Annotated in this window: 20 protein-coding genes and 1 pseudogene; 9 read left to right on the plus strand and 12 right to left on the minus strand. The window is 43.6% G+C overall.

The window, feature by feature from the left end:
- Window positions 1-132 precede the first annotated feature (132 nt).
- Window positions 133-846: a transposase gene (locus GQS54_RS18795; RefSeq protein ID WP_166425467.1), complete on the minus strand. Its 714-nt coding sequence runs from the start codon at window positions 844-846 to the stop codon at window positions 133-135.
- A gap of 393 nt (window positions 847-1,239) precedes the next feature.
- On the opposite strand from GQS54_RS18795, the gene GQS54_RS18800 reads away from it, so the two are divergent.
- On the plus strand, window positions 1,240-2,499 hold the full coding sequence (locus tag GQS54_RS18800) for a ferredoxin reductase family protein (RefSeq protein ID WP_205967833.1): 1,260 nt from the start codon (window positions 1,240-1,242) through the stop codon (window positions 2,497-2,499).
- Window positions 2,500-2,610: 111 nt separating this feature from the next.
- On the opposite strand, the gene selD is transcribed toward GQS54_RS18800, so the two are convergent.
- Together selD and mnmH are read right to left on the minus strand one after the other, a co-directional pair.
- Window positions 2,611-4,755 (minus strand): selenide, water dikinase SelD, encoded by a 2,145-nt coding sequence (gene selD, locus GQS54_RS18805; RefSeq protein ID WP_166425468.1) that lies wholly within the window; start codon window positions 4,753-4,755, stop codon window positions 2,611-2,613.
- Window positions 4,756-4,974: 219 nt separating this feature from the next.
- Window positions 4,975-6,069, minus strand: a complete 1,095-nt coding sequence (gene mnmH, locus GQS54_RS18810) for a tRNA 2-selenouridine(34) synthase MnmH (RefSeq protein WP_166425469.1) — start codon at window positions 6,067-6,069, stop codon at window positions 4,975-4,977.
- 247 nt (window positions 6,070-6,316) lie between these two features.
- On the opposite strand from mnmH, the gene GQS54_RS18815 reads away from it, so the two are divergent.
- The 6 genes and pseudogenes from GQS54_RS18815 to GQS54_RS18840 all read left to right on the plus strand — a co-directional run bounded on the left by GQS54_RS18815 (window position 6,317) and on the right by GQS54_RS18840 (window position 12,466).
- Window positions 6,317-6,796 (plus strand): peptidylprolyl isomerase, encoded by a 480-nt coding sequence (locus GQS54_RS18815; RefSeq protein ID WP_166425470.1) that lies wholly within the window; start codon window positions 6,317-6,319, stop codon window positions 6,794-6,796.
- Window positions 6,797-7,308: 512 nt separating this feature from the next.
- The gene (locus tag GQS54_RS18820; RefSeq protein WP_166425471.1) at window positions 7,309-7,827 is read left to right on the plus strand and encodes a hypothetical protein; all 519 of its coding nucleotides are present in this window, start codon (window positions 7,309-7,311) and stop codon (window positions 7,825-7,827) included.
- An 8-nt stretch (window positions 7,828-7,835) separates the two neighbouring features.
- Window positions 7,836-8,039: pseudogene (locus tag GQS54_RS18825) on the plus strand (5-methyltetrahydrofolate--homocysteine methyltransferase); the annotation flags it as partial.
- A 295-nt stretch (window positions 8,040-8,334) separates the two neighbouring features.
- On the plus strand, window positions 8,335-10,011 hold the full coding sequence (locus tag GQS54_RS18830; protein WP_166425472.1) for an ABC transporter ATP-binding protein: 1,677 nt from the start codon (window positions 8,335-8,337) through the stop codon (window positions 10,009-10,011).
- Complete coding sequence (locus tag GQS54_RS18835; protein WP_166425473.1) at window positions 10,008-11,036, plus strand: biotin/lipoyl-binding protein; 1,029 nt, start codon at window positions 10,008-10,010, stop codon at window positions 11,034-11,036. Before GQS54_RS18830 ends, GQS54_RS18835 begins: the two co-directional genes overlap by 4 nt.
- Entirely contained in the window at window positions 11,036-12,466 is a 1,431-nt protein-coding gene (locus tag GQS54_RS18840; protein WP_166425474.1) for a TolC family protein, read from the plus strand. The genes GQS54_RS18835 and GQS54_RS18840 overlap by 1 nt, the downstream gene beginning before the upstream one ends.
- A 99-nt stretch (window positions 12,467-12,565) precedes the next feature.
- Here the strand turns inward: GQS54_RS18840 and GQS54_RS18845 are convergent, their stop codons facing one another.
- Window positions 12,566-13,012, minus strand: a complete 447-nt coding sequence (locus GQS54_RS18845) for a DUF2798 domain-containing protein (RefSeq protein WP_166425475.1) — start codon at window positions 13,010-13,012, stop codon at window positions 12,566-12,568.
- A gap of 529 nt (window positions 13,013-13,541) precedes the next feature.
- Between GQS54_RS18845 and GQS54_RS18850 the strand changes: the two genes are divergently transcribed.
- Together GQS54_RS18850 and GQS54_RS18855 are read left to right on the plus strand one after the other, a co-directional pair.
- Window positions 13,542-15,140, plus strand: coding sequence for a flavin monoamine oxidase family protein (locus GQS54_RS18850; RefSeq protein WP_205967834.1), 1,599 nt, complete (start codon window positions 13,542-13,544; stop codon window positions 15,138-15,140).
- Window positions 15,140-15,565, plus strand: a complete 426-nt coding sequence (locus tag GQS54_RS18855) for a cytochrome c (RefSeq protein ID WP_166425476.1) — start codon at window positions 15,140-15,142, stop codon at window positions 15,563-15,565. Before GQS54_RS18850 ends, GQS54_RS18855 begins: the two co-directional genes overlap by 1 nt.
- A 220-nt stretch (window positions 15,566-15,785) precedes the next feature.
- On the opposite strand, the gene gdhA is transcribed toward GQS54_RS18855, so the two are convergent.
- The 8 genes from gdhA to manD form a co-directional block, all read right to left on the minus strand.
- Entirely contained in the window at window positions 15,786-17,138 is a 1,353-nt protein-coding gene (gdhA, locus tag GQS54_RS18860) for an NADP-specific glutamate dehydrogenase (protein ID WP_166425477.1), read from the minus strand.
- Between the two features lie 39 nt (window positions 17,139-17,177).
- On the minus strand, window positions 17,178-17,564 hold the full coding sequence (gene rnk, locus GQS54_RS18865; protein WP_166425478.1) for a nucleoside diphosphate kinase regulator: 387 nt from the start codon (window positions 17,562-17,564) through the stop codon (window positions 17,178-17,180).
- A gap of 62 nt (window positions 17,565-17,626) precedes the next feature.
- Complete coding sequence (locus GQS54_RS23455) at window positions 17,627-17,749, minus strand: hypothetical protein (RefSeq protein WP_277344147.1); 123 nt, start codon at window positions 17,747-17,749, stop codon at window positions 17,627-17,629.
- Between the two features lie 67 nt (window positions 17,750-17,816).
- Window positions 17,817-18,212, minus strand: coding sequence for a GreA/GreB family elongation factor (locus tag GQS54_RS18870; RefSeq protein WP_205967835.1), 396 nt, complete (start codon window positions 18,210-18,212; stop codon window positions 17,817-17,819).
- A gap of 263 nt (window positions 18,213-18,475) precedes the next feature.
- Complete coding sequence (locus tag GQS54_RS18875; RefSeq protein ID WP_240920008.1) at window positions 18,476-19,264, minus strand: hypothetical protein; 789 nt, start codon at window positions 19,262-19,264, stop codon at window positions 18,476-18,478.
- Between the two features lie 181 nt (window positions 19,265-19,445).
- A complete protein-coding gene (locus GQS54_RS18880; RefSeq protein WP_166425480.1) occupies window positions 19,446-21,221 on the minus strand; it encodes a sodium:solute symporter family protein in 1,776 nt (591 codons plus the stop codon).
- An 11-nt stretch (window positions 21,222-21,232) separates the two neighbouring features.
- Window positions 21,233-22,372 carry a Gfo/Idh/MocA family oxidoreductase gene (locus tag GQS54_RS18885; RefSeq protein ID WP_166425481.1) on the minus strand — a complete coding sequence of 380 codons (1,140 nt, stop codon included), beginning with the start codon at window positions 22,370-22,372 and terminating at the stop codon, window positions 21,233-21,235.
- Window positions 22,373-22,423: 51 nt separating this feature from the next.
- On the minus strand, window positions 22,424-23,641 hold the full coding sequence (gene manD / locus GQS54_RS18890) for a D-mannonate dehydratase ManD (protein WP_166425482.1): 1,218 nt from the start codon (window positions 23,639-23,641) through the stop codon (window positions 22,424-22,426).
- Window positions 23,642-23,790 lie beyond the last annotated feature (149 nt).

Consider the following 23,790-nt stretch of genomic DNA (forward strand, 5'->3'; position numbering starts at 1 on the left):
CACGACAAACCTAGCTCGTCAAATAACTCGTCAAATTTTTTTCAACTGGTTAAAAAACATTCACGATCTCGCCCTGGGGTCAGGGTCAACTTAAAACCCATCATCCGAGGAGTAATTGGGGTCAGGGCCAACTTAAAACCCATCATCCGTATTATTCTTCCTCCAACCAATTGGGCGACCTATTTTGCCTGGCCTCATCTTCCTGCCTGTTAGCGTTTCTATCTCCTGTTTAAAGTGCTCACTGCCCAAAGCCATCCCTTTGTTCGTCGCTAAACGAATATCCGTAAGAAGTTTACCTGCCATCCGAGACTTGAATAATGCTCTATAAGCGCTTTGTCTCTGCGCCTTATTATCTCCTAATGCCAAATACAACGCATGCGGTACGCATAACGCAGACTCTTTACCCAACGCATTAATCTGATAACTCGACCATTTGTACGCAGACGGCTCATCCACCATGCCAGCCCTAATCGGATTCAATTCGATATACCGGTATAGTTGCAATAAATAATTTTCTGTCTGCACCAAACAAGATCTAAACCGCCCTTCCCACAATGTGCCTGTGCGTTTATAGCTGAGGTTAAAATAACGAACATACTGTCTACCCAATGATTGCATCATAAGACTGACACCATTGCTCATTTGTGAGGTACATAATAAATGCACATGGTTGGTCATCAAAACCCAGGCATGAATATCGACTCTATATTTTTTCGAATACTCTATCAGCCATCCTACGTAGGCGACGAAGTCCTGCTCTTCGACAAAACAAACTTGTCGGTTATTACCCCGCTGAACAATATGTTGCGGCACACCTGCCGGACAGGCTCTGGGCAGTCTTGCCATCTGCTTGCTTCCAAGAAATTTTAGGAATTTACAGTATAGTTTAGTGCACGTTTATAAATGCAAATTAACCCTTTCCTCTTTTTAACACATTACATTTATTTTTCTATTGGCATCAGTTGACTTAAAAGTCGACCCATTTGACCAGTTTTAATTGACCCTGCCCCCAATAACCCCCCCCGTTTAAGCTCGCAAATTTTAAGTTGACCCTGACCCGTTTAAGCTCCATTAAGAATAGCGGGCTCTTGATGTGGATCAGCACCGCATGATTAGCCTATGGCATAGTGATATCGAAAGACTTGGCTTTGGGCTTTGAAACTGTGATTCGTGTGCAAGTTAACCTTGCTTCAAAGAATGCACTAACAGGTCCACAAAAAATGTAAATACAGGATTATCATGACCATTAAAGCTTGGCAAATTATCAGCGGCATCGTTTTCATCACGACCACCTGTGTGCTGTTTCAAGTCCCCATGGAAACCTGGACGACCGCAGCAACCGTCAGCCTGATAATGGGTGCTTCGGCTTTAGTGTGTATGGCGGCATCTTGTACCCTTTCTAGCCGTTGGCGTTATGTAGAACAGTTATTTGGCGGCTTAGATCAACTCTATCAAACCCACAAATGGCTTGGCATATGGGCTCTTGCCTTCGCTGTCTATCATTTCGTTTTTAAAGCTAATTTAGATTCTTGGGATGCCGCGCCTATTCTAGAGCTGCCTAAATATTGGACCCGGCTCGTACGCCAACTCAGTATCGTTGCGCTAGGCTTTATTGTGTTGCTAGCGTTAAACCGGAACATCCCTTATAGCCTTTGGCGTTGGTGGCACAAATTGTCAGGTCCGTTGTTTTTAATTGTCATCCTTCATTGGTTAAGCTTCAAATCACCCATCACCCTCGATAGTCCGGCTGGTGTTTGGTTAGCATTATTTTGTTCGACAGGCGTTATAGCTGCTTTGTACAAACTGGTTCTGTACCCTTTTATTGCCCCTGGTGGTGAATATAAAGTTGTCTCAGTGTCTCATGGCAATAAGGCAGTACACTTGGAGCTTGAACCAATTAGCCGCGGTTTTTCATTCGAAGCGGGCCAATTCGGTTTTCTGGCCATGAAAGAAACTGGCTTGCGAGAGCCCCACCCCTTTACCATCGCCAGTGCACATTCCGATACCGGCAATATACATTTTGTCATACGGGCTTTAGGTGATTACACACACCGGTTAAGTGAACAAGTCAAAGTTGGCATGTTGGCCGATGTATATGCGCCACACGGCCGTTTTAAACGCTTATCAGATGCACAAACCGAAATCTGGATTGGTGCAGGCATAGGCATATCACCCTTTATTTCTTGGTTAGATGATAAAAGTATTGGTCGTTTTGAATCCGCGACATTGGTGTATTGTTTCGATCCGGCGCGTGCTTTTCCTAGCCTTGAGCGTATGGAAGATATGGCCGCTGATTCAGGCGTACGGTTCGTACCGAATCCAAGTGATGGAGATGCACTAGCAGAGACCATCCGACGCGTGGCCACAGAAGTCAGTCCACAACAGGTTCAAATCAGTTTCTGTGGCCCAAAAGGGTTATTAAAGCGCGTTAAGGAATTGATGAAAGCCAATAATATTCCTGCAAAAAACATCCGTTATGAGTTTTTTGAATTCCGCTAGCCTCGATGATGGTTAAAACGGCGTAGGGCACAAGGTAGCAGGTTTATTCCCAGGAACCCGAGTGCCTATTCGCCTACCTACCCAACCCAAGGTTGGTCTATTTATTTATGCTTAATAAATAGCAATTTCCTTATCCCCCGTTTGCATGCGGCATGTAACGTGGCCGACCTTGACTACCCCATCAATAACTAACAGCTGCTCGGCCACCTCAGGTGAAACGGATACCAGTAGGCCGCCGTTCGTTTGTGGATCAAGCAGCAAATCGATAATCTGGCTTTGCGCATTTTCACTGACCATGCAACGGTTTTTCAAAGGTAATAACTGAGGGAGCAAACTAGAGGCTATGCCCACCTGCGACAAATCTAACACCCCGGGTAATAGGGGCACGTTTCGACTATCGATATTAATTTGTAAATCTGAGCCTTCGACCATCTCCAGACAATGACCGATTAAACCAAACCCGCTGACATCGGTTGCGCTATGCACTTCATGGTTTTGCACAGCCGTAAAAAAATTGCGATTAGACGTCAGCAAATGCGCCCAAAGTCCATCCACTATCTCCGCTTCAGCTTTACGCTGCATATCAGCCGCTAGAATAACCCCGGAGCCTAAAGGTCTGTTTAGCAATAGATAATCACCCGCTTTGAGGTTGTTCTTTGGCCATATGTGATGTTGTTGTCCGTTGACTACCATGGCGAGGTGGGTTTCTTTGCCTTGGGTGCTGTGACCACCCACTAGGGTGGTTTCGTGATGAATAAGTGCTTCGGTAATACCACTCATAAGTTGTTGAAAATCACGCTTGCTCAAACGAGGATGGGCAAAGCAAATGTTGGCCCATACTTGTGCGCTGGTCGGCTGAATGCCCATGGCGTATAGGTCATTCACCGCATGATGAGTGGTCACAATACCGAGACGGTAAAGATCATCGGTAAAGGCGCGAAAACCATCAATGCTTTGGTATACGCTTTGTTCTTTATTAACGATGGCAACCGCAGCGTCTTCAGTTTTAACTAAATGATGAGGGAAATTGTCTTGCTTATAAATAGGTAAATCTTTTAGTGACTCTTGTAACATCTGTGGGCCAAGCTTACTGCCACAACCAGCGCATTGCATGGGTTCCTCCATGTCGTTGTGCATATATGGTAAGTGCTTTTGAAATAAATCCATAAAGGTTAAGTCGATATGACCTTTCCACTTCCACACCCAGCCACCAGAAAAGCTAAAGCCCATTTTTTGCCCCGTCGCTGTTCGGTTTCCAAGTGAGATGAGTGATAAGAAACTTGTCTGCAATTTTGTTTTAGTAAACTTGGTATGTTGTAACGCTGCACGTAAGTTTTTTTCCAAAAAAGGAGCTGACCGGACCGCATATACACCTGCTTTAGGGCGCGGTGAGTAAGTCATGCTTGCCACATCGCCAGCGGCAAAAACATCAGGGTGCGAGGTACTTTGCAGGTACTCATTTACTTCAATAAAACCTAGTTCGTCCGTTGCTAAGCCTGCTTTTTTAGGCCATGTGGGGGCTGTTGCCGGGGTACACCAAATCGATTTATCGATAGCAAGCACCTGGTTATCGTCTGCAACTAACTGTTGCTGCTCAACCTTCGCAACACGAAAATGATTAACCAAGGTCACATTGTTGCGTTTTAGCGCTTTGAGGACAGCCTTTTGCACACCACGTTGATAATTTGACAGTAATTCTGAGCCTGACTGAACCAAAGACAATTGAATCGGTTTTTGTTGCTGGGCAAAGCGATGAGCAATCGCCAGTGCAATTTCAACACCCGCGGCACCAGCCCCAACAACCGCCCAGTGGGGGGTCTTACCTTGATAATCATGGGCCAGTAAATGGGCCCATGTAGCCGTTAACTGACTAACTGGTTTTACCCCAACGGCAAATTCTTTGGCTCCGGGTACAGTCAGATTGGGTGTCGAGCCCACATTGATCGACACCTTGTCGTATTCAATATCAGGGTGGTTATGTATGTGAATGCGCTTAAGATCAACATCAAGTCCCGTAACACGTCCATGAATAAAACGTACGTTAGCGGCTTGAGCCAGTTTATTCAGATCAATATGCGTTTGTGCTTTGGAATAATGTCCGCTGATAAAACCTGGCAGCATGCCTGAGTAGGGTGTCAAACGGGTGTCTGAAATAAGTGTGAGTCGTACATTAGGGATCGGTTTCATCGCCAACATTCTGAGCACCAATACATGAGTATGTCCGCCGCCAATAAATACCAGATCGCTTTCGTTCAAGAAACTTACCTTATTAAAATATGTGAGCCGATTTTTAACCGAGCCAAAGATATGCTTATAGATACGAGCTTATCTTTAAATAAAAATGGTGAATTAAGGTAATAGACCGCGCAAACTAACATCCATATTCAGTAAAAAGTGCGCGATTTAATCTAGCGACTCAATTACCCATAAAAGCGCCAGCAATAGCCAACAAAGACACAAAAAACACCGACCTCTTCAATTTACTTTTTTATTATCTGCTAACCATTCGAGTATTTCTTGATGATTACCTTTAAATATTGTTTGTTGCGCTTTCGCGGCCAATTGATACTCATACATAGGGTCGTAATAATCACTTAGTAACACCCCAATTATATCGTCAAATTTGGACCAACGCCCTTGATTGATTAGCTGCAAGACTGCGCTATCAAGTAAAAGGATGAGGTTTTTATAACGCTCACCACCGAGACGAGTTTTTATGCGGGCTAGTGCACTGCGAATAAATTCATCAAGGTAGGCAATGGCGGCCTCTTCCCCCTGACTAAGTTGTGACTGGTAAGCATGCACAAAGTAATCTTTACGAATTCGCTCGATACGCTCATGCAACGGTGTGTTCAGTAATACGATAGGCGCTTGCTTACTCAGTCCTAAATACTCTGGCAATAATGCAATGCGGCCAATCATGCGTGATTCATCTTCAAATAACACAGGGGTATCGTTTTGATTGCTCAGTTTTAACCATTTTATTGACCATGCATTTTCAAAATCAATTTGGCTTGGCTGTTTACTACCCGTACTACCGAATGCACTGCCTCTATGATTGGCTAACCCTTCAAAATCAATTGACTGAGGCCAATCGTGAATAACTTCAGTTTTGCCTGAACCAGTGGCACCTGAGAGAACATGAATATTTCCTTGAGCGATACGTGCATGTAATTGCGTCAATAAAAACTGCCGCATCGCCTTGTAACCGCCCACGACAAAAGGCATATCAACGCCCGCTTCAGCTAGCCATTGTTGTGTCAACTGAGACCGAAGACCACCGCGAAAACAATACAGAACGCCATTAGGATTTTGCCCGTAAAATAACTGCCATGCGCGAATACGCTGCTCTTTCAAGGCGCCTTTGACCAAACTATGGCCTAAAGCCAAAGCTGCCTCGTGGCCTTCGTTTTTGTAACATGTACCCACAGCTTCCCGCTCTTTATCAGTCATCAATGGATGGTTGACCGAATGGGGAAAGGCACCTTTGTTGAATTCAACTGGTGCTCTAACGTCCATCATCGGAATGTTGTTTAGAAACAAGCCCCTGTAGTCAGCATTAGATAGCAAGCGCAGTCCTTAAAGTTGAGTAATAACACTTAGCTTATCAGAATTGTCATCCAGTAAGTGTTTCTCAGCACCAAACCCTGCTCACAAAATCAGGCGTCAAGTTCGTAAGTTTGCCCTTGATTTGATTAAAAAGGTCTCCAAATATTATGGTAGAACATTGATAATGTGATGATGTTTATGCGACTTAAGTTTCGGTGGCATGCACCTCGCAACATAATTAACCGACTAAAGATGAAAGGATAAACAAATGATTGCAGATCAAAAAGTGGTATCGCTAAACTACACAGTGAAAGACGCAGAAGGCGAGATTATCGACAGCTCAGAAAATGCCAAACCATTAGTTTACCTACACGGTCAACACAATATTATTCCTGGTTTGGAAACAGCACTGGTGGGTAAAGCACCAGGTGATGAATTTGACGTTACCGTTGAACCAGAAAATGGTTACGGTGAATACAATGCAGACATTCTACAAGTTGTGCCTCGTGACGCGTTTAAAGGCGTAGAAGAAATCGAAAAAGGTATGGTTTTTAGTGCTGAAAGCCCCAATGGCCCGGTTCAATTAAGAGTCGCTAATATTGAAGGTGATGATATTACCGTCGACCCTAATCATCCCTTGGCAGGGAAAACGCTGACGTTTTCTGGCTCAGTGGTAGATGTTAGACAAGCCACTGAAGAAGAACTTGCCCATGGCCACGTTCATGGTGAAGGCGGACACCAACACTAAACATTTAATCTAACAATTAGGTGAGCAGTAAATTTTATATCTACTTACTGCGATCCTTTTTTAAGCAATTTTTGCTCATTTGCTCATGGGATCATTATCTTCTACCTAATATAAATTGATATGATCGAGCTCAACGGCAACGCCATATTCAGCGACAAAATCCCCGGGGATACTTCCTGCCTTTTGCCAGTCTCTGGTACTTGCACATCTATAAAGTCGATTATCTATGGTTGTGATCCACATTTTATATCAACCTATAAAATCGACATTACGCTAACCCCCCACCTACAACGATGAATCATTAACGGTTAGAGCCTTGTGTAGCTAAACCTCCGCCAACCCATCTAAATGAAATACGGTATAGCCCTTTAAAAACAATAAGATAGGTGGGTTTTCACGCCATATTGTGACTAACCTGATACCTGCGACGTCTATTATCTCAGTAAAGCGATGAACCTTAATTTATTTTTCGGTTCGAGAAGTATCGTCAATTAAAAAGTGAGAGCATTAATATGAAGAAAATATTCATAATGGGTTTATTGGTTACGTTAGTAGCAGCTTGTTCAAGCACACCAAAACTAGAGGATTACACAAATAATCCAGACGGTATGTGGCAAGAAGGTAAAAAACTGTCTGAAAAAGGCGAGAAGCTAATTAGCAAAGGTGAAAATACCTTAGAAGACGCCCGAGAAGAATTACGTGAAGGCGAGAAACTGATCCAGTCCGGTACTGATACGATTATACGCGCCAGACAAGACTACCAAAACGAAGCAACGGTAATTGGTCACTCTTCAACGCCTCAAGAGGTTGAATTTGAGGCAGAAAAGCTCAACGCCATAGGAGAGCGCTGGGAAGATGCTATCGATGACATCAAAAAAGGCAATGCCATGGTGGCCAAGTCGAAGAAGCTGCAGACCAAAGCCCAAGAACAAGTGAGCGAAGGGCGCCAACTCGTTGAAAAAGGCGCTGGTTTTATCCGTAACAGCCAGCGTTTACGATTAAACGTACCACTGTTACCTGACAGCCAATAAAGCTAGTCGTATCCACTATGCCCGAAGGCATGTCGTTTAGTATGTCTGTGGCGCAAAATGGCGATTACATTTATGTATCAGACCCCATCGCTCAGCATGTACTGCAAATCGATCTTGAGTCCCTAACGATAACAGGCGACATTGAACTAGACTTTGCCCCTGGCAATATCACTTGGTTGGGAATTGCTGAATCGGACCACGATCACGACTAAAGGCCGCCTAAAAAGTAAATAATAAAGATCGCCCGCATGGGCGATTTTTTTATATAATGAATGAACTAAATGACCACCTTTTACGTAAATTTCGCACCTAAACAATTGATTTAGTTGCTCAATAGCGATACAACCATTTAACTATCTGAAATAAATCATTACGCTTATTAAAGTAAAGCTGGTTTTGGTTTTAACCTGTAGTCACTCTAATAGAGTGCTTGTGATAGCTCAGTTTTTATAACGTTAACAACATTGAAATTGACCGTGTATTGACATATTAAAAGATGAGCCCGAAATGTCCTCCAAAAATATTGACCTAGTTAACTTGCGCCAAACGTTATTTGCTTTGTTAAAGCCAGAACGTTCATTTTTTGCTGTCGTCATCGCTTATAGCGTTGTTATCGGCCTGCTCACATTAGCCGTGCCTATTGCAGTGCAGACTCTAATAAACACCATCGCCAATATTGCTTCAACGCGCGCGGTGATCACCCTTGCTATTGTTCTGTTTAGTACCTTACTTCTGTCAGGTTGCTTTGCAGCCTTGCGCATGCGGGTCATGGAATATTACGAACGGCGTGTCTATGCGCGCTTAGTGGCTGATCTGAGTCTACGCACTATTTTAGCGCCCCATAGCTACTTTGAAGGCAATCAAAACACCTCAATTACCCATCGTTATTTCGACATCATGACATTGCAAAAGAATGTACCTAGCTTGATGGTTGATGGTATTGCGTTGATATTACAGATGATTGTCGGTTTCACCCTCGTATCCTTTTATCATCCGTTTTTACTCGCGTTCAATCTATGCGTAATTTTGATTATGTATATCATATGGCGACTATGGTCGACCCAAGCCAAGATTTCGGCGGTGCGCTTATCTGAATCAAAGTACTCAACCGCAAAGTGGTTGAGTAACTTAGCATCGGCCAACGACTTCTTAAAATCCTCTTCTCAATTCGATTATGCAGGCAAAAAAACCGAGCGCTACGTTTCAGAGTATGTAGATAACCATTCTCGTCATTTTTCATTCACCTTCAAACAAGTCGTTATGTTTTTGGTGCTGTATGCTTTAGCAAGCTCAGCATTGCTTGGCTTAGGTGGCTGGTTGGTCATTATCGGGCAATTGTCCATCGGGCAACTTGTTGCGGCAGAATTAATTATGGCCGCGGTATTTTTAGGGCTTTCCAACTTCAGTCATTACCTAAAATTGTATTACGAGTTGTATGGTACAGCAGATAAAATCGGTGGCGTTATTAGCATGCCACAAGAAGCATATGAGCAAACATCAAAACCCGCCCCTGTAGGCGGTTCACTGAATTTCAATAATGTTATTATTAAACGCAAGGACGAGTCCTGCCTTATTAACAAAAATATCGCTCAGGGCGATAAGTACTTTGTGACGACTCAGTCTAACTGGACCCAGCGCACCATAGTCAACTTGCTCAAGCGTTACGAGACGCCAGCTTCTGGCTGGATCAACCTGGATAATAACGACCTGTCCGATTACGACACCTACGACCTGCGCCAAGCCGTGTTTGTATTAGACCGCTCTTTAATCATCGAATGCACTATCGAAGAGTACATTAAGATGTGCGCGCCAGATGTATCGACGAATGAGATAAACGACACACTTGAAAAAGTCGGCCTTACGGAAATCATTAACGCCCTTCCGCTCAAACTAAAAAGTGCGATATCCGCCGTAGGTACTCCGTTACAACCTCTTGAATTTATCTTGCTTAAGTTAGTCGTGGTGATGCTTTCTAAACCCAAAGTACTGATTATAAATCAGCACTTTGATGCTATTCCTGCCTCAAGACGCGAGCGAATATTAGGTGTAATTGAAGCGACCGACCTGACTGTGTTGTATTTTTCAAATGCCACAACACCCGATTTCTTTAATGGGATTATTGCGCTAGAAAGTAAAAAAGAGCCTACAAACAACGGCTACAGCAGCACAGGAGATAAGCCATGAGCAACGCTCATAATGACTTTATGGGGGAAATGAAAACCTTACAACGTTTAAAGGTTCCAAAAACCCACAAAACGATTATCTGGCTGGTGGTGACCTTGGTTATTGCCGCTGTGCTGCTACTAACATTCACACCGTGGGTACAAACCGCCTATGGTACTGGCTCGGTTAATTCCCCTGACCCTCTGTACCGTATTCAGCCCATATCCGCTTTACTCAATGGCCAGATTGAAACGTGGCACGTAAGAGAGGGCGATAATGTCAAAAAAGGCCAACCTATTGTCACTTTGGTTGACGTAGACTCTGACAGGCTAGAAAAGCTGCGTTCGCAACAGGTCGCAGCCAATCAACGTTATGTATCAAACAAACTCTCAGTGCAAAACGCGCTTAGCAACCTTTCACGTCAGCGAAAGCTACTTCAAGAAGGATTGGTATCTCAAAGGGAAGTTGAAGCCGTTGAAATCGCCCTTGAAAAGCTGAAGGCCGAAGCGTCAAAAACCGAAGAAGATCTCGATACCCTTAAAATGACCTTGGCTCGTCAAGAAACGCGTACAAAATATGCGCCGATGGAAGGCACGGTAGTTAGATTACAATCAGGAGGCTCAGCGACGTACGTTACAGCAGGAAGCATATTAGGATGGTTTGTACCGGCGAACGTTGAACGGCAAATCAGTATAAAAATTAATGGCCTTGATGCAGCACTCGCCACAAAGGGTAAAAAAGTCAGAATACAATTTGAGGGTTGGCCAACTTTTCAGTTTAGTGGCTGGCCCGGTATGTCGGTGGGTACTTTTGAAGGTGTGGTTTCGTTTGTCGAGCCAGTCGCTGATCAGTTCGGTTCATTCACTGTCTGGATTGCACCGGTTAATACCACAGTAGCCTGGCCCGAACACGAAAGCGCACGTTTAGGCAGCCGCGTTAGAGCCTGGATACTCCTCGAAGAAGTTAGGCTAGGTTACGAGTTGTGGCGACAGTTAAATAACTTTCCTCCAGTTAGAGTGCAAGAAAGCCAAGAAGGCCCTGCCTAATGTATAAAGTTTTTGCTTATGCAGCATGTTTGCTTGGTTTGCTTGGTATGTCTGCATCATCCCAAGCATTAACGTTACAGAAATACCTATCGTTTGTTGCCAATAATCACCCTGAAATATTGGCACTTGATGCCACGACAGGCCAATACGGCGCAGATATTGAATACGCTGATGGGGCATATGACGCAAAACTAGATCACAACAGCTTTTCGCGAGTGGCCGGTTATTACGATGGTTTGCAAGCATCACAAACGTTCTCAAAACCCCTCGAAGCGTATAATGCAGAGATCTTCTCTGAGTACCGAATTTCACATGGTGACTTTCCGGTTTATGAACAAGAATACGCGACCCTGTCTGGTGGTGAGGCATCACTCGGCGTAAAGCTTTCATTGCTACAAGGACGCGATACCGACAAAAAGCGCACGGCCATGGCCAGTGCACGCCTTAAATATAAAATGTGGAGTGAAGAGGCAAAGCTTGCCCAAAGTGAGTTTTACTATTCTTCAATTCTAGCCTATCTCGACTGGATAGAATCCGTTAGCTATTATAAAAAAATAGAGCAACTGGTCGAAGCGGGTGTTAATAGGCAAGATGGTATAAAAAGACGAGTTACAGAGGGGGATATTGCCGAAATTGAGCTGTTAGAATACGAAACTCGACTACTTGAGCGTCAATCGACCTTGCTCTCGGCAGAGCGCAAGCTGCAGGCTAATATACAAAAACTACGTTACTACATGCATAGCAACACTTCACTTAATGACATCCAAAACGCGTCTTCAAACAATACAACAGACATGATCTGGCCAAGCGCTTTCAAAAGTGTCATTCACGGTGGCATATCAACACACCATCCAGCTTTAGCTGCCAAAACTTATGAGATGCAGGAGTTAAAACAAAAAATGCGTCTCGCAGAAGTATCGCTGTTACCCAAGTTAGATGTGGAAGCTAAATTGGCCCGGGATATAGGGTCTGGCCCGACGTCGTTACAAGACACTGAGGCCAAAATAGGTCTGTATTTCTCGGTACCCTTTGAGCGATCACAAGCGAAAGCCAAAAAGAGTAGAACACAGTTTGAAATGAATGCCCTAGAGCAGAAAACCAATGCCTTAAAACAATTACTTGATGCCAAATTACAAGAACGTCTCGTTAACCTTACCTATGCAAAAAAATTGCATGACATGCAAAAAAAACAAGTCGTTTTATCACGTAAATTATTTGAACAAGAGCAGCGGCAGTTTGAGTTTGGCTCAAGTGACTTCTTTATGCTTAATAACCGTGAGACAGATGCATTTCAAGCCGAGCTTAAAGCGCTAACAACCCGCATTAATGTATTTCGTGAAGAGCTAGCTATCATGAAATTACAAGCCCAGCTCGATCATGCGTTTATTCAACACACCGTGCTCTACACGCGCACATCGAGTAACAGATAAAACTCTGCCCCTTAGCACAATAGCTTAAAAAGGCGCGCTGCCCACTATGGATAAATGACGAGTTAAGAAGACAAAAATCACTTAATGAAAACCACTCAGCTAGCTTGCAAGAAACACTTCTAATTTAGGTTTGATCAATAGCGTCATCACAGTTGACAGAATTAATGCAACGGGCAATACCATTAAATAGCTGGCTAAAAACGCGTCACTAAATAGCGCTAAATCTTTTATTCCGATATTACTATAGGTAGTGCTTAGGGCCATAATGGCCTCCATGCAGATTGCCATTCCTAATCCAAAAATCAGGTTTTTGTGTACAGCGGAAAAGCCACTAAAAAACGCCTCTACAAGCTTATTCATGACCCACATCACACCTACGCCCATTGGAAAAAGCACACACACAGCCTGAACAAAAGAGAGCGCCCATTGGCGAATAAAAACATCAGTAAAGCCAATATTCGAATAGGTCAAGATCCCCGTTAACAGCCCACCAAGTACAGTAACTACAGTGATAATCACCAATATTTTTTTTATCGTGCTTTGCATAGTATCTAGCGACCAAAATTATTTATGTAGCAAAGCTTGATGATAACAATATGGTTGACGATATCAACTATAAACTTAATTAATCAATCGTATTTTAAAAAATAACACGTTGGCAAATCACCCACTGCTGTTATCAACGATAACCGCAGAAAAATGTAACTCTAGTCTCACAGACGCTTTAAATAGATGTAATTATAAAATGGTTAAAATTAACACAAATAAAACAATTAAATACGTAAACCTCTAATAAGTAACGATATTTTAACATTTTATTTTTATGATTATGTCATTTAACTGACATAATCGGCCATTCGTCGAACAGTAACTATACAGTTTTAAGCAGCTGGTTATTATCGAAGAGGAAGCAATTTTATGGTTAATATTTAATCTGTGTGTCAGGAGGCACTTTTCCCGTAAGCAATATCACCGTTAATGCTGAACTATCAACAAATCAGTTAAAGCCGAGTAGTTTTCGGTTAAAAAAAACAATAATTTCAACGATTTAAGTATAGTTACAGGTAAACAAGATATGAAGAAAACAACAATAACACGTAGAGAGTTACTTGGATGGATTGGCAAAACGGCGGGGGTTGCCGTTATGTATCAAGCAATGTCTTCTCTGAGCTTAGCAGCTGAATCTACTTTTAAACCCGGCTTTAAATTATCCCAAGCCCCAAAAGGCGCAAGTATTTTAGTTTTGGGTGCGGGCGTAGCGGGTATGACAGCCGCTTATGAATTACGTAAGGCAGGCTATAAGGTCCGAATTCTCGAGTACAATGAGCGAGCTGGCGGACGTTGCTGGACCATTCGTGGTGGCGACAGTTTTACCGAATTAGGTGGCGAAACACAGCACTGTAAGTTTGAAGACGGTGGCTATCTTAACCCCGGTCCTTGGCGTATACCCTATCATCATCACGGTATATTACATTACTGTCACGAATTCGGCGTCAAGTTGGAAGGCTTCGTTCAAGTGAATTACAACGCCATGGTGCACTCAACCGAGGCCTTTGGTGGTAAACCAAAACGTTACCGCGAAGTCCAAGCTGATTATCAGGGACATGTAGGAGAGTTACTCGCAAAATGTGTCGATCAAGGCTCTTTAGATCAAAGCATCACCCCCGAAGATAGACTCAAATTACTAGAGTCGCTGCGTAATTGGGCCGGGTTAGATAAGTCAGGGATATACCGTAAATCTCTTGAAAGCAGTTTAAAACGAGGTTTCGCCGTGCATGCCGGCGGTGCATTGATGCCCAAAGCCGTACCGTCCGACCCAATTGATTTTTCAGCACTACTTCAATCTGACCTGTGGAAGACGATTGCACAAGGCCAACAAACTGAGCATCAAACCCAAATATTTCAGCCTGTCGGTGGTATGGATGGCGTAGCAAAAGGCTTTGAGCGTCAGGTAAAAGATCTCATCACCTATCAGGCTAAGGTCACGCAAATTGATCAAGATGACAAAGGCATCGCCGTCAAATTTGTCGACTTAAGCACAGGTAAAGAACAAAGTGCCACTGCCGATTACTGCGTCTGTACTATTCCCTTGTCTGTACTTAGCCAAATACCCGTTAATGTCAGCGGTAAAATGCAACAAGGCATTCGTTCTGTTCCTTACAATGCGGCTGTTAAATTTGGACTGCAATTCAAACGTCGTTTTTGGGAGCAGGATGAAGCGATTTATGGTGGTATTTCCTACACAGATCAACCCATTAGAAATATTTCCTACCCTAGTGACAATTTTGGCAGTAAAGGCAAAGGCGTATTGCTTGGCGGTTACATGTGGGGCGCCCCGAATGCCTTCGAATTCACTTCAATGACACCTGCTGAACGGGTTAAAAAAGCAGTTGAAATGGGCGCAAAAATCCATCCTCAATATTTGCAAGAATTCGATAACGGCATTGCAGTGGGTTGGCACAGAGTACCGTGGACCCATGGCTGTTGCGGTGTTTGGACACCTGAAACACGTGAAACCCACTACGATAATTTATGCCAAATCGATGGGCGCATGGTGCTAGCCGGCGAGCATTTATCTTATTTAAACGCTTGGCAAGAAGGCGCCATTTTGTCAGCACGAGATGCGACCGAACGATTACATAAACATATTATATCCGCTGAGGTAGCTGCCTAATGAAATCAAGTATAAAAAGAGTAGCGGCCCTTACTGGCTTGCTGTTAATTGGCAACACCTTTTCTCTCAATACCTACGCAGCAAACGATGCGAGTGAACATCAGGATGTCACTGTATCAAATGCTCGACATTTTGAAGAACAAGGCGGTGAAGCAATATTTAAATCGGTATGCCAGGGCTGCCATATGTCAGACGCGAAAGGTGCCAAGGGTGTTGCCCAATACCCAGCACTGGCCAGCGACACCAATCTGGCCGGTGCGCCTTATCCGATATATATGGTACTAAAGGGCCAAGGTGCAATGCCCGGGTTTGCCTCCGTAATGTCTGATCAGCAGATAGCTGATGTTGTTAACTATGTACGAAGCCACTTTGGCAATCAATATGAAGACTTAGTAAAGGTGACAGACGTGAAAACTTTGCGTTAATAGCTTGAGCTGGCCTTTTATAGTGGCCAGCTCTGTCTTTTATTCTATTAATCCAGCTAACAAACCACTAAATGCTTTGACCGTAGTGACCATAGAAACATTAGCCAATATTTTTTAGCGTTTTGCACATAACACTCACCTAAAAGCTACTCAGTATATAACGCGAATACTATTCAACTAGCTGACAGTAAGCCTAAATTGAGTGGGCTTTTATTTTTGCCTAAACGACACCTTGCTGGATCATTGCATCAGCCACCCGACGAAACCCCGCAATATTGGCACCTAAAACGAGGTTGCCATCATGATTAAATTCCTTGGCTGTTTCACTGGCCGCTAAAAATATATTTTTCATAATCTGCTTGAGCCGCTGATCAACTTGCTCGAAAGTCCAGGTTTGCATACTGGCATTTTGTGCCATTTCTAATTGACTGGTTGCCACCCCTCCGGCATTAGCTGCCTTACCTGGCCCATAAGCAATACCTGCTGCTAAAAATGCATCAACGGCCTCTTGAGTTGAAGGCATATTTGCCCCTTCGCTAATCAATTGACAACCATTGACCAATAACGCCTTAGCATCAGCGAGAGTGAGTTCATTTTGAGTTGCACAAGGAAAAGCGGCATCTGCGGCGTAACGCCATACGCTATGACCATCATCAGGATACTTGCTCACCGGGGTATGCACTGCTTCGGGATAGGTACCAAGGTATTCCACCAGATCACAGCGTCGGCCCTCTTTCAGTCGTTTTATCAATTTTAGGTCTATTCCACTTTCATGATAAAGCGTGCCGGATGAGTCACTACAACTAATCGGCGTAGCGCCGAGTTGGTAAAGTTTCTCCATAGCATATATGGCCACATTGCCCGCCCCTGATACTAAGCAGCGCTTTCCTTGTAGGTTATCGCCTCTTTCCTCAAGCATATAATCTGCAAAGTACACCGCGCCATAGCCGGTGGCTTCCTTGCGCACTAACGAGCCCCCCCACAATAAACTCTTGCCGGTCAATACTCCCTCGTAGCGACCGGTTAGACGTTTGTATTGACCAAACATGTAACCAATTTCTCGCGCCCCCACACCAATATCTCCTGCAGGAACATCACAGGTGGGCCCTATATGTCGATAAAGCTCATTCATAAAGGATTGGCAAAAGCGCATAATTTCAGCATCCGAGCGACCCCTGGGATCAAAATTAGCTCCTCCTTTTGCACCACCAATAGGTAATCCGGTTAACGCATTTTTAAATATCTGTTCGAAACCGAGAAATTTTACAATCCCCGCATTCACTGAAGGGTGAAATCTTAATCCTCCTTTGTATGGACCAAGCGCAGAATTAAATTCTACCCGATAGCCTTTATTGACTTGAATGTCGCCCTTGTCATCTACCCAAGGAACGCGAAACATGATCTGCCGTTCAGGCTCAACAATACGTTGAATTATCGCTTGTTTTCTATAATGACTGTTCGCTTCTAAAAGTGGCTCCAACGAGCTCAGTACTTCTTCGACTGCTTGATAAAACTCCGCCTGCGCCGGACTACTACACTTTAAATCTGCTATCGTTTTTTGAATATAAGTCATTAATTTCCACTCTTATTTTGCTCGATTCAGTCAGTATTCCTAACGCTTCTTACTGTCTACATTGATAATTTCCACCGATTGCTGACCTCTTTGGGTTTGCCATTTAATGCACTGCCCTGTGCTCAAACCGATTAACGCCGAACCGATAGGAGCAAACACCGAGATACTGTCTTCGAACTTGATAGTGTCGGCCGGCAAACATAAGGTTTTGGTGAACGTTCGCTGGGTATCCAATATTTTGAAGGTCACCTGACTACCGATTGCTACCACATTTTCAGGTAAGTCTTTACAGGGAACGATTGTCGCTCGGTCTAGTTCATTCTCTATTGCACGAATCACCTCAGCTGGCAATTTTGAACGCTCAAGTTGAAACTCTAATTCAGCTAAATCAGCCGTTGAAATAATGATGTCTGGTTGTGTTTCCATAAACTATTCCTTACGTTTTACTATAAAAAAAGGGGCTTAAATAAGCCCCTTACGTTAATTGGCTACTTCTGTTTATCTTTACGCTTACGACGTTTTTCTTTTAACGTACTTTGCGGTTTTTTCTTGTCTTTACCTGTACTCATGAGCTTATTTTCCTCTAAAAAATTCAATACGTTTACGTGCATTAATAACCTTTAAAAGATTAATCACTCCAAGGTATTACCCTCCATTATCCTATCGACTAATAGGCAATTAAGTACTCAAATTCGTGGCACTGTGAACCACCGCAACAAGCTCCCACTCAAACTCCCCTTGCGCTGTTCTCACTTGCGCCACATCTCCACTGCGCAGCCCTAATAGTGCGACACCAATGATTGAGGTGAATGACACAATGCCCTCTGCTGGGCGGGCTTTTTCATCTTTCACTATTCGTAGCGTAAGCACCTCTTGGCTAAACACATTTCTTAATGTCACCGTGCTGCCAACTCGAACACGATTTTCCAAACGCGAAATTTCGCTATCGCAAAACGCCAGGCGATTGAGTAACAAACACAAGGCCACAGGATTCAGAAAAATCCGCTGGCTAGCGTCTTGGAACATAGAATTAGGTGGGCAAATTAAGGTTTTGCAAAGCCTGAAAATATGCATTAGCACGGCTAAATCTCCAACCGAACTGATAACTAAAAAAATGGACAAACAGGGGATATCTGCCGAGCGTAAGGACTACGCTCGGCTTAATTTGGTAAGGTGAGTAAGTTACTCTTTATGGCGGTGATGTTGCTATTTTTAAACATGATTCCCTCAAAGTATGCACTGATAATAGCTCGCTTAAAAATAAATACAATAGCCAAAATGCGCTAAATTTTTATACCCGTATATCACCTCAGCAAACACGGTTGAAAATCTACAGTTTAATAATTAACGATCTTTTTAACGATTCGTTCAACCGTCCTATATTCAGTTGACTCAACAAAGCCTAGTGAGAAAGTTTGCGGTGTATTCAGGAATTTATCTTTGTTGCTGCGCCCAAAACCGAGCACGGTCATATAGGGTCTACTGGCATAATCATCTGGATACTTATCGTCCTCATGATGTACTAAATAAAACATGCGTGGCAATTTTTCATCCCCAAAAGCATACCATTCAGGGCTAGGTAAATCGCCGCTGAATTCTTCATTGATGGGGTGTTTTTTGTTATCTGCGGAATTATACCAAAAATCTTCTTTATCCATTTGCCCACCAGGTACACCTTCATATTGAACCCAATAATGGTAGCCTTGGCTCACTTTTGACATGGTGAAATCACATCTGTCTGGATAAAAATCCCACTGGCCTTGCCACTTTCCATTGTCAGAGGTAAAAACGATTTGCACATGGTCGTTCGTCTCAATTGTGACACTTGAACTAGCAGGATCGGTACCGGCATTCATCGCATGAAAATAATTACCATCTTGTTTATGTACCGCATTAGGAAACCCCCGATACTCGCCCTTCCATCCTGAGCCTTTTGTATCGTTAAAACCGATCCAATCAATGCCTTCAGAGTCGAACATTGAAGACAGCCCACCGCCCTCTTTTTCTAAATAAAATGTCGCATTTGATATATTCACGATATAGCTAGCTAATCCACCAGCTGACTGGTCAATACCATGCGTTAGCAACACTGCACTTTTAGATTCAGGCTTTTTATCCGTTAACATATTACAGCCCGAGATTAATATTCCTAAGCACAAAAATTTAAAGGACTTAAGTAACGTTAACACTGTGAATTTCAGTACTCGTCGATTCAAAAACATGGCGGATTTGCCCTATAAAAAGAGGGCGGGTTTCCACCAGCCCAATGCGCTTAATTACGTTGTTATCTATCACTTAGTTATTCGTTCAGCGTGACTCAACAACCACTTCATTTTTACACTTCACCTTAGCACTGTTTCTCAATAAAAAGCCTATCAGTAATATCGTTATTGCACACAAACCAAAGACCATTCGCCCCCACATAGGGTTCGGTATTAGCATCATAACGAATACTCCTGAGCCCATATAAATCACCATAGATCCCAGTTTATGACGCTGTTGTTTGTCATATTCGTCTTGCTCGAAATCAGCAATAATAGGCGTTTCAAGATCGGCGAAAAAGCGATTTGTTTCCTCTTTATGTTCGTCTCGAGCTTCTTTATAGAAAAAGCCGGTTGAACAGAAGAACCCTGCGGTAATGATTAAGTGCGCGGCAATGGTTATCATCAAATTAACATCAATAGACTCGCGGCGAGTAAAGGCTTGCTCTAGGCCTATCCAATTGGCAAATACCTCAGGGGTAAATACGTTGGCAGCTAACCAAGACACGAACATACCAATAATAACCGTAACCCATGGGGCCCAGTTTGGCGTTTTCTTAATAAACAAACCAAAAATTAGCGGAACAAGTAATGGTACCTGGATCATCACGGACACACTCATCATCAATTCAAACAGGCTTAGTTCTTTCAACGATTTAAAAAACAAAGCCACCACGATAACCAATATACCGCTAATGAAGCTAACCCATCGACTGACGGTAAGTAGCTGTTTATCACTGACGTTTTTGTTCTTTTTAAGCAACAATGGCTGGTAAATACTACGAACAAAAATACCCGCATTTTTATTTAGCGCGGAATCCATAGAAGACATAGTCGCGGCGAACAAACCAGCCAACAATAACCCTACCGTACCTATCGGCATCGCATTTCGCGTAAACACTAAGTACACGGCATCGGCGGCTTTATTACCCAACTCAGGATAAGACGCGGCTGCATCAGGATATAAAATGGCTGACGCCCAAGGGGGAATAAACCACACTATGCTGCCCACCCCCATCAATACCATGGCGAGTAATGCAGCTTTACGGGCGTTGGCAGAGTCTTTCGCATTTAGAAATCGAAAGGCGTCGTGCATATTCATAATGGTGATCATTTGCTTGGCTAAGAAAAACACAAACGTGCCGACTAAAATCACGCCATAATTCATGTCAGGGCCCATAACAAAGTCGGTTGGAAAATTTTGTACCAGCGCCACAGGACCGCCCACCATGACTAGCGCAACGATGGCACATGCAACAGAAATAACCGCCACAATCAAAGTTTGCACAAAATCAGACGCTACCACGCCCCACGCACCAGACAACACAGAAACAAATACAACGGTTAAGCCCGTCACAATAATGGTAACAGTGATATCCGCTTCGAATACCGCGCTGGCAAATACGCCTAAGGCGTTAAGCCACACACCGGCATTGATAAAGCTAAATACGATCAACGCCCAAGAAAAAAACTGCTCATTTTGGCGCCCAAAACGTCGTTTTATCCCCTCAGTTGGCGTATCAACACGCATCTGACGAAAACGCGCTGAAAAATATGCCCAACCACAGAAATAGGCAACGGTATTAGCGAAAAATACCAAGCTAATAGCGAAGCCATCTGTGTATGCTTTTCCGGCTGCACCGGTAAAAGTCCAGGCTGAGAACTGCGCCATAAAGGCAGTCGAGCCAACCATCCACCACAGCATGCGGCCGCCGCCGCGAAAATAATCACTGGTAGAGTTTTTTGCCATATTCTTAAAGGCAAAACCGATACCAAGGATCAGCAAAAAATAACCCGCTATAACTAAATATTCATAAAACATGAGCGTACCTTCTATTGAAGATGACTAACGTCAACCCAATTATTATTTTCACGAATAAGATCAATTAGTTGCTGATACTGTGCGCCTTCTTTAAAGGTTTGATACGGCGCCACTTTTTCGCCGTTAATATCACTCAGTAGCTCCCTGATAAGATAACGCCAGTTTCGCTCGGTATCACCCTCAGCGATGGGCGTATTTTTGATTATGTCGTTTGGTAACGGCATGCGCGTCCAGTCGTTGTTTTGATCGTACAAATACAATGGCCCACTGCCGTAATGACCTTTAATGTAAATAGCACCTTTACTGCCATAAATAACAATGTGATCTTCATGAAATCGAGGATGCAAACCACCGTGTTTGAACAATACCGACACGGGCTTTTCAGCTAACGGACTCTCAAGCTGAGCAAGCACAGTGTATGACCACTCCACATTTGACTCTCCCCACTTTAAAGACGGGTCGTTCAAATTGTCAGGAATAAAGTCACGACGTTTTTTGAAGTTATGCACACCGTCAACTATGGGTGCTTTGACCAAGTCATCGCGTACCTCACCCATAACGGACAGTATTTTTTCGCCCACGATTGAGGTCACAATAGACAACTTATGGGTAAAGTTATTATTTAACCGCCCGCCGCCGTCTTCTTTACGGTGTGACCAACCAAAAGGAATATCCCGCTCCAAATTAAAATGCGATATACACTCAACCTCTAAAGGCTCCCCAATGACCCCGGCAGCGACCATTCTTTTGGCGTGTAATACATCAGGCATATACCTGAAGCTTGACGCAAAGGCCGTTTTCACTTTTTTTGCGAGGGCTAGGTCATATAGTTTTTTAGCCGACTCTCCAGTTGTTGTTAGTGGTTTATCACTAAATACATGGCAACCGAATTCAATTGCCTGAATGATGGCTTCTTCGTGCGCGCCCCCTGGCGTAGCAATTGACACTACATCCGGTTTACATTCAATCAGTGCTTGCTGCCAGTCCGTACCTGCATAAGGAATAGCTAGCTCTTTAGCAACCTGCTGCACAACAGTTTCTGTTCTACCGACAATGCCAACAACCTCCGCGCCCATATCTCGAAACGCTTCTGTGTGGCCCTGCCCTGCAAATCCGGTGCCCTGTACCAATACTCGTATTTTCTTACTCATGTTATTTATCTCGACTTATCAAAGACTAAATTCATAATTAAAAATGCTGAATTACCAATTCCAAACGGTTCCATCTTCTAACCTACTAACGGGAAGGTACGAACGTTTATAGGGATATTCTTTCGCGGCATCTTCGTCAAATTCGATACCTAAACCTGGCGCATCACTCAAGTATGCAACGCCATTCTTTACCTCTATCTCATGTTTAAAAATTCGGCTGGATGGCTCGTTACCAAACCCTACAAATTCTTGTATGCCGAAGTTAGGTGCCCATAGGTTCAAATGCATATGTGCAGCGAAGCAAACGGGAGAAAGATCAGGAGCACCATGGGGCGCGGTCTTAACGTTATAAATACTGGCAAAATCTGCTATTCGGCGCAGTGCGGTAATACCCCCAGCATGAGTAGCGGCCACTCTTATGTAATCGATAAGTTGATTTTGAATCAGATCTTTACAGTCCCAAATGGTGTTATACGTCTCACCTATGGCTAATGGTGTAGTGGTGTGCTGGCGAATAACCTTATAGCTGTCTTGATTTTCAGCGATTGAGGCATCCTCTAAAAATAATAGATTGTAGGGCTCTAATAACTTGCCCAGTCGTGCTGACTCGATAGGCGTTAATCGACTATGTACGTCATGTAGCAGGTGCACGTTATTACCAAAGCGCTCTCTTGCATGACGAAAAAGATCGACAATCATGTTGAAATACTTTTGCGTAGACCAGTCTTCTTCTGGTGGTAAAGGACGACTACCTTGAAGCTCAAAGTAATCTGCTTTGTCACCCAGCACGCCATATGTAACATTCAATCCAGGCACTGCACACTGCAATCTAATCGCTTTAAAACCTTGATTAATATGCTCTTCGGCTTTGTCTAAAGTGTCGTCTATTGTTTCGCCGCTTGCGTGAGCATACAAGGTTACGCCGCGTCGGCTTTTGCCACCAAGCAATTGATAAACAGGCATGCCTGCAGCCTTGCCTTTAATATCCCATAGCGCCATATCAATAGCGGCAATAGCAGCCATATTCACGGCCCCTTTACGCCAATACACTCCTTTGTATAGATACTGCCAAATATCCTCTATATCGTGGGCATTTCGTCCAATAAGACAGGGAGCAACATGCTCCTCCAGATAAGTCACCACAGCCATTTCACGACCGTTTAGCGTTGCGTCCCCGAAGCCATAAATACCGGCGTCCGTTATAACCTTAACGGTGACAAAATTTCTGCCAGGGCTGCAAACAAACACTTTAACCTCTGTAATTTTCAACTGATGTCCTCTCTTCGAGTATTAGCGCATAGGCTGTAATGAATTAACCATAGCGTCATTCACGCGTAATCTTTAAGTCTAGGTTTAGATAACAGACTAAACCTACTAAACCGGTTTAGTTGAACAAATTATCATAATCTTGCAGTATG

The organism is Paraglaciecola sp. 20A4, assembly GCF_011378905.1.
In the GTDB taxonomy this organism is placed as follows: domain Bacteria; phylum Pseudomonadota; class Gammaproteobacteria; order Enterobacterales; family Alteromonadaceae; genus Paraglaciecola.